This is a genomic window from Plantibacter sp. CFBP 8798 (assembly GCF_014841195.1).
Taxonomy (GTDB): domain Bacteria; phylum Actinomycetota; class Actinomycetes; order Actinomycetales; family Microbacteriaceae; genus Plantibacter; species Plantibacter auratus.
Genome location: NZ_JACYTS010000004.1, coordinates 291500 through 306666 on the forward strand (window position 1 = coordinate 291500; position 15167 = coordinate 306666).

Consider the following 15167-nt stretch of genomic DNA (forward strand, 5'->3'; position numbering starts at 1 on the left):
GGCTCCCGTTCGTTCCGGCGTGGGCCTACTTCTTCTTGCCCTGCTTCCGACGGTCCGAACGGTTGCTCGGAGCAGCCGCAGGCACCTCGGACTGCTGACCGAAAGCCCCGCGCGACGCCTTCGCGGCCGGGGCGGCCTTCGTCGCCGCAGCCGCATCGCCGGCGGGACGGTTCGTCTGCTGGAGCCGCTGTGCGCGTTCGGTGGCCGCCTTCTCGATCTGCCCGCGCTGGTTGCGGACCTCGACCCCACCCTGCTCACTCGGAGCGGAGTAACTGAGCTTCTCGGTGTCGGGGGTCTCCTGTGTCAGGCCCTTGGCCGTGATCGCCGGTGCAGCGGTGCCCGCATCGACCTCGCCGGCGACCTCGACCTCGAGGTTGAAGAGGAAGCCGACGCTCTCCTCGCGGATCTGCCCCATCATCTGCTGGAACATCGCGTAGCCCTCGCGCTGGTACTCGACCAGCGGGTCGCGCTGCGCCATGGCCCGCAGACCGATGCCGTCCTTCAGGTAGTCCATCTCGTACAGGTGGTCGCGCCAGCGACGGTCGATCACCTGGAGGACGACGCGGCGCTCGAGTTCGCGCATCGCCGGGGCACCGAGCGACTCCTCGCGGTTGGTGTACGCGAGCTTGGCGTCGGAGAGGATCTCGCGGCGCATGAAGTCGCGGTTGATCCGCCCCTTCGTCCCCGCCTCCTGGACGACCTCGTCGATCGTCAGGCCGACGGGGTAGAGCGTCTTCAGTTCGGCCCAGAGTGCGTCGAAGTCCCAGTCGTCGCCGTTGCCCTCGCCGGTGTGCTCGTCGAGGACGTCGTCGACGACGCTCTCCAGGAACTGCTGTGCGCGATCGTGGAGGTCGTCGCCCTCGAGGATGTGGCGGCGGTCGGAGTAGATCGCCTCGCGCTGCCGGTTGAGGACGTCGTCGTACTTGAGCACGTTCTTGCGGATCTCCGCGTTCCGCGCCTCGACCTGCGACTGGGCGCTGCGGATCGCGCGGCTGACGATCTTCGACTCGATCGCGAGGTCGTCCGGCACGTTCTGGCGCCCCATGAGGCTCTCCGCGGCTCCGGCGTTGAAGAGGCGCATGAGGTCGTCGGTGAGGGACAGGTAGAACCGGCTCTCGCCGGGGTCGCCCTGACGGCCGGAGCGACCGCGCAGCTGGTTGTCGATGCGGCGCGACTCGTGGCGCTCGGTACCGAGGACGTAGAGTCCGCCGGCGTCGATGACCTTGTCGGCCTCCTCCTTGACCGCGGCCTTCACCTCGGTGAAGACCTCGTCCCACGCGGCCTCGTACTCCTCGGGGGTGTCGATCGGGCTGAGACCCTTGGCGTTCATCTCCGCGACGGCGAGGAACTCGGCGTTGCCGCCGAGCATGATGTCGGTTCCACGACCGGCCATGTTGGTGGCGACGGTGACCGAGCCGAGTCGACCGGCCTGGGCGATGATCGCGGCCTCACGCGCGTGGTTCTTCGCGTTGAGGACCTCGTGCTTGACGCCCTTCTTGGCGAGGAGCCTCGACAGGTACTCGCTCTTCTCGACGCTCGTCGTGCCGACGAGGACCGGCTGGCCCTGCTCGTGGCGCTCGACGATGTCCTCGACGACCTGCGCGAACTTCGCCTCCTCGTTCTTGTACACGAGGTCCGACTGGTCGATGCGCTGCATGGGGCGGTTGGTCGGGATCGGGACGACGCCGAGCTTGTACGTCGACATGAACTCCGCCGCCTCGGTCTCGGCCGTACCGGTCATACCGGACAGCTTCTCGTAGAGACGGAAGTAGTTCTGGAGCGTCACGGTCGCGAGGGTCTGGTTCTCGGCCTGGACGGCCACGCCCTCCTTGGCCTCGATCGCCTGGTGGATGCCCTCGTTGTAGCGACGTCCGACCAGGATGCGCCCGGTGTGCTCGTCGACGATCAGCACCTCGCCGTTCATCACGACGTAGTCCTTGTCCTTCTTGAAGAGCGCGCGGGCCTTGATCGCGTTGTTCAGGAAGGAGATGAGCGGGGTGTTGGCGGACTCGTAGAGGTTGTCGATGCCGAGGTAGTCCTCGACCTTCTCGATGCCGGGCTCGAGCACGCCGACGGTGCGCTTCTTCTCGTCGACCTCGAAGTCCTCACCGGGCTCGAGTCGCACCGCGAGCCGGGCGAACTCCTGGAACCAGCGGTTCGCCTCGCCGGAGGCCTTCCCGGAGATGATGAGCGGGGTCCGTGCCTCGTCGATGAGGATGGAGTCGACCTCGTCGACCACGGCGAAGAAGTGACCGCGCTGGACCATGTCCTTGGCCTGCCACGCCATGTTGTCGCGGAGGTAGTCGAACCCGAACTGGTTGTTCGTGCCGTAGGTGATGTCGGCCGCATACTGCTCGCGGCGCTGCTCCGGCGTCTGACCCTCGACGATCACGCCGGTCGTCATGCCGAGCGCGCGGAAGACGCGCCCCATGATCTCCGACTGGTACGACGCGAGGTAGTCGTTCACTGTGACGATGTGCACGCCCTTGCCGGCGATGGCGTTGAGGTAGGCCGGGAGGGTCGCGACGAGCGTCTTGCCCTCACCGGTCTTCATCTCGGCGATGTTGCCGAGGTGCAGCGCGGCGCCACCCATGATCTGGACGTCGAAGTGGCGCATGCCGATCGTGCGGCGTGCAGCTTCGCGCACCGCGGCGAAGGCTTCGGGAAGGAGGTCGTCGAGGGTCTCGCCGTTCTCGAAGCGCTCGCGCAGCTCGACGGTCTCGCTCTTCAGCTCCTCGTCGCTCAACTCCGTGAAGTCGTCCTCGAGGGCATTGACCGCCTTCGTGAGGCTGGTCAGCTTCCGGAGGATGCGACCTTCGCCGACGCGAAGGATCTTCTCAAGTGGTGAGGCCACGAATTGCTCTCCATTACGTGTTCCTGATCTCCGTCCTGGTCGACTGACCGGGACGGACGGGGTGCACCAGAACGGGGCAGTCCTCTGAACATGTTAGCGGGGAGTCCCTTGAGTGGACGCTGTGTATCGAGGGGCGGACGGATGTCGACGGAGCGCCGCCGCAGCGCGGGACGGACGGGTCACTAGGCTGGCGACACCTACGGCGTAGGTATTTCATGGAGGTTCGATGTCGGTCAAGCACGGTCTGCTCGCGATCCTCGCGCTCGGCGACGACTACGGGTACCGTCTGCGCGGTGAGTTCGACCGGCGGACGACACCCGACACACCGCTCAACGTCGGCCAGGCCTATGCGACCCTCGATCGTCTCGAGCGGGACAAGCTCGTCGAGCGGGCCGCCGTGGATGCGCAGGGGCATGTCTTCTACCGCATCACCGCCGACGGGCGCGACGTCCTCGAACGCTGGTGGGCGACACCCGTCACGGCGAGCGCTTCGCGAGACGAACTCCCGAACAAGGTCGCCCTCGCGGCGTCACTCGACGGCGTCGACGTGTTCGGGGTCATCGCCGTCCAACGCGCGTGGGCGCTCGATCTCGTGCAGCAGCTCGACGAGGATCTGTCGACGCTCCCCGCGACGCCGCAGGGTGACATCGCGTGGATCGGGCTCGAAGCCAGACGGCGACGCTCCCTGGCCGAGCTCGACTGGCTCGAGGTGACCTCGGCACGCCTGCGGGTACACGACGCCGTCTTCGACGTCGCCACCGACATGCCACGACGCGGCCGCCCGGCGAACCGGGCGACCGCGTCGGTCGGGGTGCAGGACGCTAGTTCGAGCCGTCCTCGAGGCTGATCACGCCGTAGTCCCAGCCCTTGCGGCGGTACACGACGCTCGCCCGCTCCGACGAGGCGTCGATGAACAGGAAGAAGTCGTGGCCGACGAGTTCCATGCGGTCAACGGCGTCCTCGACGCTCATCCACTCCGCGGGGAACTCCTTCGTGCGGATGACGACGGGCGAGTACGCCTCCTGCTCCTCGTCCTCGTGGGTCAGCGTCGCGACGCTGCCGGTCGCGACCTGCTCGAGCAGCTCCGGCGCGGCAGGAGTGATGTCGACGCCGCTGAACCCCTCGCTGCTGGCGGCGTGCAGGGAGGTGCGGTGCTTGCCGCGGTGCTCCTTCTTGCGGTCCTTCGAGCGGCGGACGCGCTCGAGCATCCGCGCGATCGCGAGATCGAAGGCCACGTACTTGTCGGAGCCGGTCGACTCCGCACGGACCAATGGTCCGGGGCCGACGAGCGTCAGCTCGACGCGGTCCTCGCCCTTGCGTCCGTTGGCGTCGTGATGGCGGGACACCTTGATGTCGAGCGACTGCGCCTGCTCGACCAGATGGGCGACCTTCTCCGCCTTCTCGGTCGCGTACTCGCGGAACCGATCGGTGATGCCGAGTCCAAGTCCGACGATGTTGATATCCACGTTCGACCTCCTCATCCGGCTGACCACCCGGTCCCGGGCGGTCCTTTCACGCCGTTCTGCAACCGTAGTGCCCGAGCCTGCGGAAGTCATCAGCGGTGTTCAGGGAACGTTCATCTTCCGGCCTCGTGACCCACCGTCCGTTCACGGTCCGACCCTGGCGAGGGCCACGACGCCGACGACGAGGCCACCGCCGTCGTGCATCGCCCGGACCGCTTCCCCGACGGTCGCGCCCGTCGTGACGACGTCCTCCACGAGCAGGAAGCGGCGCCCGTCGAGCCGCCGTGGCGCGACCAGGGCCTCGGCGAGGTTCTCCAGACGCTCCGCCCGGCCGAAGTCCCGCTGGTCGGCGGGCTCCCGCGCCCATCGCAGCGGGCGCGACGGTCTGGCGCCGAGCCGGCGCACGAGCTGCTCCACCGGGTGGAAGCCCCGATCGCGGGCGGCGCGTCGTCTGGCCGGGATCGTCGCGATCTCCGGCGAGACGCCGCCCATCGCCCGGCTCGCCTCGAGCATGGCGGACCGGAACGCCGGTTCGAGTGCGGCGGCCAGCGGTCGGACGAGGCCGGTCCGGGCATCCTCCTTGTAGGCGAGGAGGATGGCGCCGACGAACTCGTCGTAGCGACGGGCGGCGAGACCGGGGGTACCGTCCGCACCGTTCCACCGCACGAAGTGGGCGTCGTCGTCGGGGGCCGCCGGTCGGACCAGACGCCTGCGGCAGTCGTCGCACAGCCCGCGGTCCGGCGCACCGCATCCGGCGCACGTGACCGGGACCACGAGGGCCCATGCGTCCAGGCAGGCCTCGCGGGCATGAGCGAGGGGCGTGCTTCGACTCGACGAGGATCGCATCATCCGATGGTCGCGCCCACGCGGCGCGTCCGGTGGCGCATCGTCCGAGACGCAGACGGCCCCGGCACTCCGAACGCGCTGTGGAGCGCGTTCACTCAGTCGGGTGATCCCAGCTGGGTCGCGATGAACCGGACGTCGCTGCCCGCCTCCTGCCAGCTCGACCCACGGGGCAACAGCAGCCGACCGTCACTCGTGAGGGCCCGCAGTTGCGTCGGTCCGTTGCCCCCGACCAGGTTCGTGACGTCCGCGAGCTTCGGCACGGGCGCGGAGCGGCCGCCGATCTGCTGCGTGACGATCGTCGTCGCGTCACCGCCGCCCAGCAGGACGGCGACGGTGATGTCGTCGACCCAGGTGACGGTCGTCGCCTCCGTGGACATGACGCGGAGCTCGACGGGATCGCCGAGTCGCAACGGCGCGTTCCGGTCACCGCGGATGATCGCGGCGGCCACGAGCCGCGACTGCGTCCCGTCCCGGAGCAGCGCGACGAGGCGCGTACCCTCCCGGGACACCTGGATCGAATCGATCGTGGACGCGCCGGTCCAACTCGTCGCGACCTGCACCGTGCCACCCGCGGCGTCGTGCGCGAGCAGCGCGGACGGCGCCGCCGCCGGCACGGTCCAGGTGAAGCCGAACGGGTCCATCGTCGGCGGAAGGAGTCCCGGGCGGTTGTCGACGAGCCGGATGTCGCCGTCGGCCTGGATCACCGTGACACCGGCGGCGGAACGGACCGCGGCCTGGTCATGGTCGGCGGACAACACGGCCGCGTCGGCCCCGGCCGCCACGACCGCCGTCGAGATCCCCGGCACGGCCTCGAGCCGGTTCTCCGAGGCGAAGCCGAACTCGTCCCCGCGCTGGACGAGCGCCCGGGGGTCGACCCGCGGTGCGGCGAGCGACAGCGGCGAGACCGTCTGCGTGGAATTGCCGACGACGGTGATCGCGACGTTCGAGACGGCGGCCACCCCGCCGACGCTGCCGGACAGCTGCACGAGGCTGCTGCTCAGCTGGAGCTGCATCCGCTGGAGCGTGACGGCGTCCGCCTGCAGGGCCGGTTTGGTCAGGTCCACGCGCGCGGTCCCGGCCTCGACCGGAACGGCGTCGCTCGTGAGCGAGGTCCCCTCGGGGAACGCCGTCGCCACCGCGCCCTTCAGCCACTCCGCCGGTCCGTCGAGCAGCGCCCCCACGATCCTCGTCGCGGTCGACGCCCGCGAGGGGAACCAACGTTGGTCGGGGACGAGTCGGGTGAAACTCGGGTCGAAGTAGCTCAGTGAGTAGGCCGCGAAGACGTCGGCGAAGGTCGATGACTCGAGGACGATGCCCGGCGGAGCGGCCGCGATCCGCCACTCCCCCCGCACCTGCTCGAAGGAGTAGGTCCAGCTCAGTGGCGACGAGTTCCCCGATTCGCGGTACTCACCCCGGTCGTCGACCGCCGCGACGGGGCTGACGGTGAGTTGCACCGTGTCGGCGACCGGGGCGAACGTGCGGCCGCCCTGGTCGATGGTCACTCCGGCGTCGGGATCCCAGTCGGACCGGAGCGCGGGTGCGAGGAACTCGCGCGCGATCTCGTAGTTGTTCTGCGGGCTCGCGGCGGCGTCGATGAAGCCCCGGAGGATCTGCTCCGGCGTCGCCCCCTCGGCGGGGCCCGGCGCGATGAAGTTGACGTCGACGTCGCCGCCGTCCCCCTCGACCGTTCCGCCGTCCTGCACGGAACCGCCCCGCGGGATGCCCACGCAGGCGCTGAGCACCACCACGAGGAGCATCGGCAGCGCCGCCGCAGCGATCCGACGTACTGCGGATCGTCGTCTCGGCGCTCGTGCGGGGACGTCAACCACGAGCATCCTCCTTGTCGTCGTCGGCCGATCGCACGGTCGGGAGTGAGCGGGTCGTCGGCGCGGTGAGCTCGTCGACGATGGACTCGATCGCATCGTCGGGCGGCAGGCTGATGGGCGAGCGGACGATCTCCGTCCCGGGTTCGCGTGGGATGGTGAGGCGGAAGGACGAGCCGGCGGCGGGCTCCGACCAGACCTCCAGCCACCCCTCGTGCAGGACCGCGTCCTCGAGGGAGATCGCGAGTCCGAGCCCGGTGCCGCCGATGGTGCGCTTGCGGGACGGGTCCGCGCGCCAGAAGCGGTCGAACACGCGCTCGGTGGCCTCACGCGTCATGCCCTGGCCGTAGTCGCGCACCGCGATCGCGACCGAGGACTCGTTGCTGTCCACCGACACCACGATCGGTTTGCCCTCGCCGTGCTCGATGGCGTTGCCGACGAGGTTGCGCACGATCCGCCGGATCCGCCTCGGGTCCATCGGGACCGCCGAGTAGCCACCCGGTGCGACGATCCGGAGGTCCGAACCGGTCGGCTCCGCGAGCGGTCGGAGCTCCTCCACGACCTCCTCCGCGAGATGGACGAGACTCGTCGGTTCCAGTTCGAGTTCGATGCTCCCGGCGTCGTAGCGGCTGATCTCCAGCAGATCGGCCAGCAGGATCTCGAACCGCCCGACCTGATCGTGGAGGAGCTCGGCCGTCCGCTCGGTGGCCGGTGGGAAGGAGTCGCGCTGGTCGTAGAGCACGTCGCCGGCCAGGCGGATGGTCGTCAGAGGTGTGCGCAGCTCGTGTGAGACGTCCGACACGAACCGCTGCTGCACGAGCGAGAGGTCCGCGAGTTCCTTGATCTGCTTCTGCATGCTGGCGGCCATCCCGTTGAAGGAGCGGGCGAGGATGGCGAGCTCGTCCTCGCCCTTCTCGGGCATCCGCACGTCCAGGTCGCCGCCGGCCAGACGCTGACTCGTCTCGGCGGCGAACCGGATCGGTGTCGCGACGAAGCGGACGATGAACCACGCGGCACCACCGACGAGGATCATGAGGCCGACGCCCGCGAGGAAGAGGGTCCGTTGGACGAAACCGAGCGTCTGCTCCGAGTCGCTCAGGTCGTAACCCAGGTAGATCTCGTATGACCCCGCGGTCGGCATCGACACCATGGAACCGACGACGATGCCGGCGGTGGTCGAGCCGTCGGCGGCCGTGAGGGTCACCGACTGCCACTGGAGGGTGTCCGGGTCGGCCCGGACCGCCTCGCTGAGCGCGTCCGAGATGACGCCCCCTCCCAGCCCCGGCGACTCGAAGCCCGGAGGCGTGACCTGACTGGGGTCCTGCCCGGGCGCCCGGTAGGCGGCGATGAGACTGCTGCCGGAGGTCGTCTGGAGATCGGTCCGGACGGTCCCCATGAGCTGCTGGAGGGCGACGCGCTCGCTGGCGTCGGACGCGTCGAGGATGCTCTGCGCGGACGCGATGGCACGACCGGAGCCGCCGAGCGCCTGCTGCAGTCGGGATTGGAAGAGATCGTTGCCGATGCTGAACGAGAGGTAGGCACCGGTCAGGAGGATGGCGAGTCCCGAGAGGCCGACCGTGATGGCGACCGTCCGGAACTGCAGCGAGCGCCGCCACTGCGAGCGCACCTGCTGCGGCCACCTCCGCCATAGCCGCCAGTCGGCCGCCCAGCCGGCGAGTCGGGAGGCCATGTCGGATCAGCCGGTGACCGCGCCGGCGCGGTATCCGACGCCACGCACCGTCATGACGATCTTCGGGTTGTCGGGGTCTTCCTCGACCTTCGCGCGGAGCCGCTGCACGTGGACGTTCACGAGTCGGGTGTCGGCCTTGTAGTGGTATCCCCAGACCTGTTCGAGCAGCATCTCGCGGGTGAACACCTGCTGGGGTTTGCTCGCCAGTGCGAGGAGGAGGTCGAACTCCAGCGGCGTGAGCCCGATGACCCCGTCGGCGCGACGGACCTCGTGGCCCGCGACGTCCACGGTGAGGTCGCCGATGCGGAGGGTCTCCGCGAGGTCGGCGGCCGGCGCGCGCAGCCGCGTGCGGATCCGGGCGACGAGCTCCTTCGGGTTGAACGGCTTCACCATGTAGTCGTCGGCGCCGGACTCGAGCCCCTTCACCACGTCCGCGGTGTCGGACTTCGCGGTCAGCATGATGACCGGGACACCGGACTCCTGACGGATCAGGCGGCACACCTCGATCCCGTCGATCCCCGGGAGCATGAGGTCGAGGAGGACGAGGTCGGGCTTGGTGTCGCGGAACGCCTGGAGCGCGCCGCCCCCGTCCGCGCAGAACGACGGCTCGAAGCCCTCGGTGCGCAGCACGATGCCGATCATCTCGGCGAGTGCGGTGTCGTCATCGACGACGAGAATGCGTGCGTTCATAGCTCCGTCTCGGGTGTGACCGGCCGGCCGCGCTGCCTGACCGGTGTCCTTACGTCTCGCCTCAGCGTAGTCGAAGTGTCCAGGAGAACCGCCGAACCGCCGGTCGCGGGCAGGCTCGGTGTGACAACATGGAGGGGTTCGAGACGGCGAGGGGGTGTTGCTGATGGACACGGAACAGCGAGCCGGGGGCGAGATGGGCGATCAGGATCCGAACCCGTGGGCGACCCCGCAGGGGCCACGACAGCCGGTGGCGCCGGAGCAGGCGACACCGCAGCCGCTGCCACCGCAGCAGGGGTATCCACAGCAGCCCGGGTATCCGCCACAGCAGGGATACGGCCAGCAGCTCGGGTATCCGGCGCAGGCGACGTACCCACAGCAGGGATACGGCCAGCATCCGTATCCGCAGCAGGTCCCGCCCCAGTACACCCAGCCGTACCCCCAGGCTCAGCAGCCCGGGTACGGGACCCCTCCTTCGGCTCCGACCGCCGCCTATGACGCGAACCCGTACGCGACCGGTGCGTCCTGGGCCCCGGGTCCCCAGCAGGGATGGGCACCGCCGCCGAAGCCGGGGCTCATCCCGCTCCGGCCGCTGTCCTTCAGCGACCTGTTCGGCGCCCCCTTCCTCGTCCTGCGACGCAACCCGAAGGCGACGTTCGGGAGCGCCCTCCTCCTGCAGGGTCTCACCGCCGTCCTCTCCCTCGTCATCGTCGGCGTCGTCACCTGGCTCTCGTTGAGCCGGCTGTCGCAGGCGGCCCCCGGCGAGGAGGACGCCATCAGCGCCGGGGCGATCACGGCCATCATCCTGTCCTTCCTGATCCCGGTGGCGGTCTCGATCGCCGGCAGCGCGATCCTGCAGGGCATCATCGCGCAAGAGGTCGCTCGCGGCACCCTCGGCGAGAAGTTGCCGCTCGGCGTGCTCTGGCGACGCACGAAGGCGCGGTTCCTGCCGCTCATCGGTTACACCTTCCTCCTGATCGGTGTCGTGACGGTGTTCATCGCCGTCGCGGTGGGCCTCGGATTCGTGCTGACCGGTCTCGGCGGGACCGCGGGCGTGGCCCTGACGGTGGTCATGGGCATCGGCGCACTGCTCGTCCTGATCGCCGCTTCCGTGTGGCTCGGGACGAAGTTCTCCCTCACACCGAGCATCATCGTCCTCGAGAACGGCAAGGTCTTCGCCTCGCTCGCTCGCTCCTGGCGCCTGACCGACGGCTATTTCTGGCGGACCTTCGGCGTCCAGTTCCTCGTCTCCTCGGTCGTCAGTGTCGCGTCGCAGGTCGTCGCGACCCCGATCAGCCTGCTCGCGAGCCTCGTCCCCGTGCTGTTCGTCGGGGTGGACTCGGAGGCGACCATGATCGTCGCCACCATCGCCGCGCAGGGCCTGTCCCTGCTCGTCTCCGTCATCATCGGTGCGATCACGGTCGTCGTCATCAGTGCCACGTCGGCGGTGATCTATGTGGACCTGCGGATGCGCAAGGAGGGGCTCGACCTCGACCTCGCGCGGTTCGTCGAGGCGCGCGCCGGCGGTCGCGAGACGGTCGACAACCCCTTCGACGTCGCGGCCGCCGGAGGCAAAGCGACCCGATGAGCCCGCTGTTCCTCGCGTCGCGCCTCGACGTCCCGCTCGTCCCGGATGCACCGGGCGCCCGGGACCTCCTGCAGCGTGAGCTGTCGAAGCCCGAGTACCAGACAGCGCAACCGTCGTTGTGGGACATCGTGTCGAAGGCGTTCTGGGACTGGGTGAACTCCCTCCGGGTGCCGGGTGAGGGCCCCTTCACCGGCCTGTTCCCGATCATCGCGATGACCGTGGTCGTCGTCGGGATCGTCATCGCGTTCATCGTGTGGGGCGTCCCCCGCCTCAACCGGCGGAGCGCCCGCCAGCTCGACCTCTTCGGCGAACGCGACGATCGGACCGCCGAGCGGTTGCGCCAGGACGCGAGGACCGCCGCCGCGGCCGGCGACTGGACCCTCGCGCTCCAGGAGCTGTATCGGGCGATCGCTCGTGGACTGTCCGAGCGGACGATCGTCGTGGTCACCCCTGGCACGACGGCGCACGGTTTCGCCGCCCGGGCGGCGGCCGCGTTCCCGCAGGACGGGCGCGCGCTCGCGGAGGCCGCGGACGTCTTCGACGCCGTCCGCTACCTCGAGGCGAGGGGTACCGAGGCACAGTACCGGGAGCTCGAAGCGCTCGACTCGCGGCTCTCTGTCGCCGCGCCGCAGCTCCTCGCCGACCCCGAGGAGCTGGTCCGGTGACGCTCACGACGAAGCCCACGGGGCATGGGCAGCCCGAGCCCGACGTCGCCACACCACGGCTGCGGACCCGGCTGCGACGGAACCGGTTCTGGATCATCGCGGCGGTCTTCGCCATTGGGATCGCCCTCGTGCTCATGTTCGCGACGCGAGGCGCGTCGATCGACGCGGCCCTGCTCAGCCCGGGCAACCAGACCCCGAACGGCGGACGCGCGCTCGCGCAGGTGCTCCGCCAGGAGGGCGTCACCGTGACGGAGACCACCACGCTCGACGCGACGCTCGAGGCGGTCGAGGACACCGACAGCACCGTCCTCCTGTTCGATCCCAGCGGACTGCTCGACGCCTCGCAGCTCGAGCGGTTGAGCGACGCCGACGCCGGACTCGTCGTCGTCACCCCGCGAGCCGCGGCGCTCCGCACCCTGTTCCCCGGCGTCTCGTTCGCGGGCAGCTCGGACACCGCCGACGTCCTGTCGTCCGACTGCGGCGACCCCACCGCCGAGCGGGCCGGGACGGTCACCGGTGGGTGGACGCTGTACACGACCACCGACGCCGACGCCGAGGGCTGCTTCACCGCCGACAGCGGCGGGAGCGCGGTCGTGACGCAGACGGACGGTGCACGGGTGCTACTCGGCTCCGCCGACGCCCCGACGAACGACGTCGTCGACCGTGCGGGGAACGCCGCCCTCGCGCTCGGCCTGCTCGGCTCCACCGAGCAGTTGGTCTGGTACCTGCCGAGCCTCGCCGACGTTCCGGTCACCGGTCCCCCGAGCCTCGACGAGCTGACGCCGAGCTGGGTCGCCGGAGTCACCGGCACCGTCGTCATCACGGCGATCCTGGCCATGTTCTGGCGCGGGCGACGCTTCGGCCCGCTCGTCATCGAGGACCTGCCCGTCGCGGTCCGCGCAAGCGAGACGATGGAGGGGCGCGCACGCCTCTACCAGCGGTCCGGCAACCGTCAGCGGGCGCTCGACGCGCTGCGGATCGGCACCGTGTCCCGCCTCGCGGTCGCCGCAGGCCTCTCGCGCCACGCCTCCGTCGTCGAGGTCGCCGACACGGTCGCCGGACTCGCCGGACTCGACCCTCGGCACGTGCGGTCCGTCCTGCTCGACGCCGTACCGACGAGCGACGCCGACCTCGTCTCCCTGTCCGATCACCTGCTTGATCTCGAAGCCGCCGTCGCGCGCGCCACGGACCTCACCGGAAGGAACCATCCATGACCGACGCCCCCGTGCCAGGATCCACCGCACCGAACCCCGACGACCTCCGGCGAGCACTCGCCCAGGTCCGCGTCGAGGTCGGCAAGGCCGTCGTGGGTCAGGACGCCGCCGTCACCGGGCTCGTCATCGCGCTCCTCGCCAAGGGCCACGCGCTCCTCGAGGGTGTGCCCGGCGTCGCGAAGACGCTCCTCGTCCGATCGCTCAGCCACGCGCTGAGTCTGGACACGAAGCGCGTGCAGTTCACGCCCGACCTCATGCCCGGCGACGTCACCGGCTCGCTCGTCTACGACGCCAAGACCGGCGAGTTCGAGTTCCGCGAGGGCCCGGTGTTCACGAACATCCTGCTCGCCGACGAGATCAACCGCACACCCCCGAAGACCCAGTCCGCCCTGCTGGAGGCGATGGAGGAGCGCCAGGTCAGCGTCGACGGCCGTTCGCTCCCACTCCCGGACCCGTTCATCGTCGCCGCCACGCAGAACCCGATCGAGTACGAGGGCACCTACACGCTCCCCGAGGCGCAGCTCGACCGCTTCCTGCTGAAGCTCGTCCTCGACGTGCCCGAGCGCGACGTCGAGGTGGAGGTACTCCGACGGCATTCCGCCGGGTTCAGCCCGCGCGACCTCACGGCCGCGGGTGTCAGGCCGGTCATGGGCGCGGCCGATCTGCGGGCGGCGCAGCTCGAGGTCGGACGCGTGGGTGCCAGCGCCGACGTCCTCGCCTACATCGTCGACCTCGCGCGCGCCACTCGGCGCAGCCCGTCCGTCCGGCTCGGGGTCAGCCCCCGAGGGACGACCGCCCTCCTCGCGTCGGCGAAGGCCTGGGCCTGGCTGAGCGGCTACCAGTCGATCACCCCCGACCACGTGCAGACGATGGTCCTCCCGGTGTGGCGCCACCGCATGCAGCTGCGGCCCGAGGCCGAGCTCGAGGGCGTCTCGGTCGACGCGATCCTGCGTTCGATCATGCAGCAGGTGCAGGTGCCCATCTAGATGGCCGTCACCGGGAGGTTCGTCGCGCTCGTCGCGTTCGGCATCGTGCCGATCGTGGTGCTCGGCGTGCTCACGGGCGACGCAGCTCCGGCGTTCATCGCATGGCTCGTGCTCGCCGCCGCGCTCGGAACGGTCGACCTCGTGGTCGCCGGTTCGCCTCGGGACATCGTCTTGCAACGGCAGCTGCCGTCCCGGGTCCGGCTCGGTGACTCGGCGACGAGCACTCTCTTCCTCACCAACCGCGGAGGTCGCCGCGTCCGGGCGCTGGTACGCGACGCCTGGCAGCCGTCCGCCGGCGCGCCCGCCGAGCGACTCCGCGTCGACCTCCCGCCCGGTGAGCGGCGGAGCGTCAGCCTGGTGCTCACGCCGTTCCGTCGGGGCGAGCGACGGGTGTCCCAGGTCACGGTGCGGTCGTTCGGTCCGCTCGGTCTCCTGGCTCGACAGGCGACGCTGAACAGCGCCGGGCACCTCCGAGTCCTGCCGGCGTTCAACTCCCGGAAGCACCTCCCGAGCCGGATCGCACGCCTCCGCGAGCTCGACGGCGCGACGAGCGTCATGGTCCGCGGTCAGGGCACCGAGTTCGACTCCCTCCGCGAATACGTGCGAGGTGATGACGTCCGTTCGATCGACTGGCGTGCCACGGCACGACGCGGCGACGTCATGATCCGCACCTGGCGGCCAGAGCGCGACCGCCGGGTCGTCATCGTCACCGACACCGGCCGCACCTCCGCCGCGCGCATCGCCGACGAGCCGCGCATCGACACCGCGTTCGAAGCCGCGCTCCTCCTGGCCGCGCTCGCCACGAGAGCAGGCGACCGCATCGACTATCTCGCCTACGACCGTCGCGTGCGTGGTCGCGTCCAGGGGGCGACCGGCGCCGAACTCCTCTCCAGGATGGTCGATGCGATGGCGCTCGTCGACCCGGAACTCATCGAGACCGACTGGGACGCTGTCCCCGGCCAGGTCAGGCAGATCACGAACCAGCGCGCCCTCGTCGTCCTGCAGACCTCGATCGACGCCCCCGGGGCCGCGCGCGGGCTCCTCGCCGTCCTCCCCCAGCTCACGCAGCGCCACACGGTCGTCGTGACGAGCGTCGTCGACCCGGCGACCCTCGAGGCCACGCGCGACCGCGGCGACCGCGAGACCGTCTACCGCGCCGCTGCGGCCGAACGCGCCCTGCTGGACATCGAACGCGTGTCGGCGGCGATCAGACAGCTCGGGGCCGACGTCGTCACCGGTTCGCCGGAGACCCTCCCCCCGGCGCTCGCCGACGCCTACATCGCGCTCAAGGCCTCCGGTCGGCTCTAGCCCGATCCGTCGCCGATCGAGCGGCTTCCTCCGAGTGCCGGCC

Annotated in this window: 12 protein-coding genes; 6 read left to right on the forward strand and 6 right to left on the reverse strand. The window is 70.2% G+C overall.

The annotated features are described in order from the left end of the window. Window positions 1–25 precede the first annotated feature (25 nt). Entirely contained in the window at window positions 26–2854 is a 2829-nt protein-coding gene (gene secA, locus IFU30_RS19000; RefSeq protein WP_192006733.1) for a preprotein translocase subunit SecA, read from the reverse strand. A gap of 226 nt (window positions 2855–3080) precedes the next feature. Between secA and IFU30_RS19005 the strand changes: the two genes are divergently transcribed. Next, window positions 3081–3701 (forward strand): PadR family transcriptional regulator, encoded by a 621-nt coding sequence (locus IFU30_RS19005; RefSeq protein WP_192006734.1) that lies wholly within the window; start codon window positions 3081–3083, stop codon window positions 3699–3701. Here the strand turns inward: IFU30_RS19005 and hpf are convergent. The 5 genes from hpf to mtrA all read right to left on the reverse strand — a co-directional run bounded on the left by hpf (window position 3676) and on the right by mtrA (window position 9366). Next, window positions 3676–4320 (reverse strand): ribosome hibernation-promoting factor, HPF/YfiA family, encoded by a 645-nt coding sequence (gene hpf, locus IFU30_RS19010; protein ID WP_064295235.1) that lies wholly within the window; start codon window positions 4318–4320, stop codon window positions 3676–3678. The two genes, IFU30_RS19005 and hpf, sit on opposite strands and share 26 nt — an antisense overlap. Before the next feature lie 141 nt (window positions 4321–4461). Next, window positions 4462–5091 carry a ComF family protein gene (locus tag IFU30_RS19015; protein WP_206757122.1) on the reverse strand — a complete coding sequence of 210 codons (630 nt, stop codon included), beginning with the start codon at window positions 5089–5091 and terminating at the stop codon, window positions 4462–4464. Between the two features lie 167 nt (window positions 5092–5258). Further along, window positions 5259–6992, reverse strand: a complete 1734-nt coding sequence (locus IFU30_RS19020) for an LpqB family beta-propeller domain-containing protein (RefSeq protein ID WP_192006737.1) — start codon at window positions 6990–6992, stop codon at window positions 5259–5261. Beyond that, complete coding sequence (gene mtrB / locus IFU30_RS19025; RefSeq protein ID WP_079707256.1) at window positions 6985–8676, reverse strand: MtrAB system histidine kinase MtrB; 1692 nt, start codon at window positions 8674–8676, stop codon at window positions 6985–6987. Before mtrB ends, IFU30_RS19020 begins: the two co-directional genes overlap by 8 nt. A 6-nt stretch (window positions 8677–8682) precedes the next feature. Beyond that, on the reverse strand, window positions 8683–9366 hold the full coding sequence (mtrA, locus tag IFU30_RS19030) for an MtrAB system response regulator MtrA (protein WP_064295232.1): 684 nt from the start codon (window positions 9364–9366) through the stop codon (window positions 8683–8685). A 163-nt stretch (window positions 9367–9529) separates the two neighbouring features. Between mtrA and IFU30_RS19035 the strand changes: the two genes are divergently transcribed. Genes IFU30_RS19035 through IFU30_RS19055 form a run of 5 tightly spaced genes read left to right on the forward strand, consistent with a single transcriptional unit; the run spans window position 9530 to window position 15124 of the window. Beyond that, window positions 9530–10951: a hypothetical protein gene (locus IFU30_RS19035; protein WP_192006738.1), complete on the forward strand. Its 1422-nt coding sequence runs from the start codon at window positions 9530–9532 to the stop codon at window positions 10949–10951. Beyond that, the gene (locus IFU30_RS19040; RefSeq protein WP_192006740.1) at window positions 10948–11616 is read left to right on the forward strand and encodes a DUF4129 domain-containing protein; all 669 of its coding nucleotides are present in this window, start codon (window positions 10948–10950) and stop codon (window positions 11614–11616) included. The genes IFU30_RS19035 and IFU30_RS19040 overlap by 4 nt, the downstream gene beginning before the upstream one ends. Then, window positions 11613–12830, forward strand: coding sequence for a DUF4350 domain-containing protein (locus tag IFU30_RS19045; protein WP_192006741.1), 1218 nt, complete (start codon window positions 11613–11615; stop codon window positions 12828–12830). The genes IFU30_RS19040 and IFU30_RS19045 overlap by 4 nt, the downstream gene beginning before the upstream one ends. Next, window positions 12827–13816: an AAA family ATPase gene (locus IFU30_RS19050; protein WP_079707257.1), complete on the forward strand. Its 990-nt coding sequence runs from the start codon at window positions 12827–12829 to the stop codon at window positions 13814–13816. Before IFU30_RS19045 ends, IFU30_RS19050 begins: the two co-directional genes overlap by 4 nt. Beyond that, window positions 13817–15124, forward strand: coding sequence for a DUF58 domain-containing protein (locus tag IFU30_RS19055; RefSeq protein ID WP_159879343.1), 1308 nt, complete (start codon window positions 13817–13819; stop codon window positions 15122–15124). Window positions 15125–15167 lie beyond the last annotated feature (43 nt).

Coding starts and splice junctions, on each gene's coding strand:
- IFU30_RS19005 (WP_192006734.1), top strand. CDS start 3,081: ATGTCGGTCAAGCACGGTCTGCTCGCGATCCTCGCGCTCGGCGACGAC.
- mtrB (WP_079707256.1), bottom strand. CDS start 8,676: ATGGCCTCCCGACTCGCCGGCTGGGCGGCCGACTGGCGGCTATGGCGG.
- mtrA (WP_064295232.1), bottom strand. CDS start 9,366: ATGAACGCACGCATTCTCGTCGTCGATGACGACACCGCACTCGCCGAG.
- IFU30_RS19035 (WP_192006738.1), top strand. CDS start 9,530: ATGGACACGGAACAGCGAGCCGGGGGCGAGATGGGCGATCAGGATCCG.
- IFU30_RS19040 (WP_192006740.1), top strand. CDS start 10,948: ATGAGCCCGCTGTTCCTCGCGTCGCGCCTCGACGTCCCGCTCGTCCCG.
- IFU30_RS19050 (WP_079707257.1), top strand. CDS start 12,827: ATGACCGACGCCCCCGTGCCAGGATCCACCGCACCGAACCCCGACGAC.
- IFU30_RS19055 (WP_159879343.1), top strand. CDS start 13,817: ATGGCCGTCACCGGGAGGTTCGTCGCGCTCGTCGCGTTCGGCATCGTG.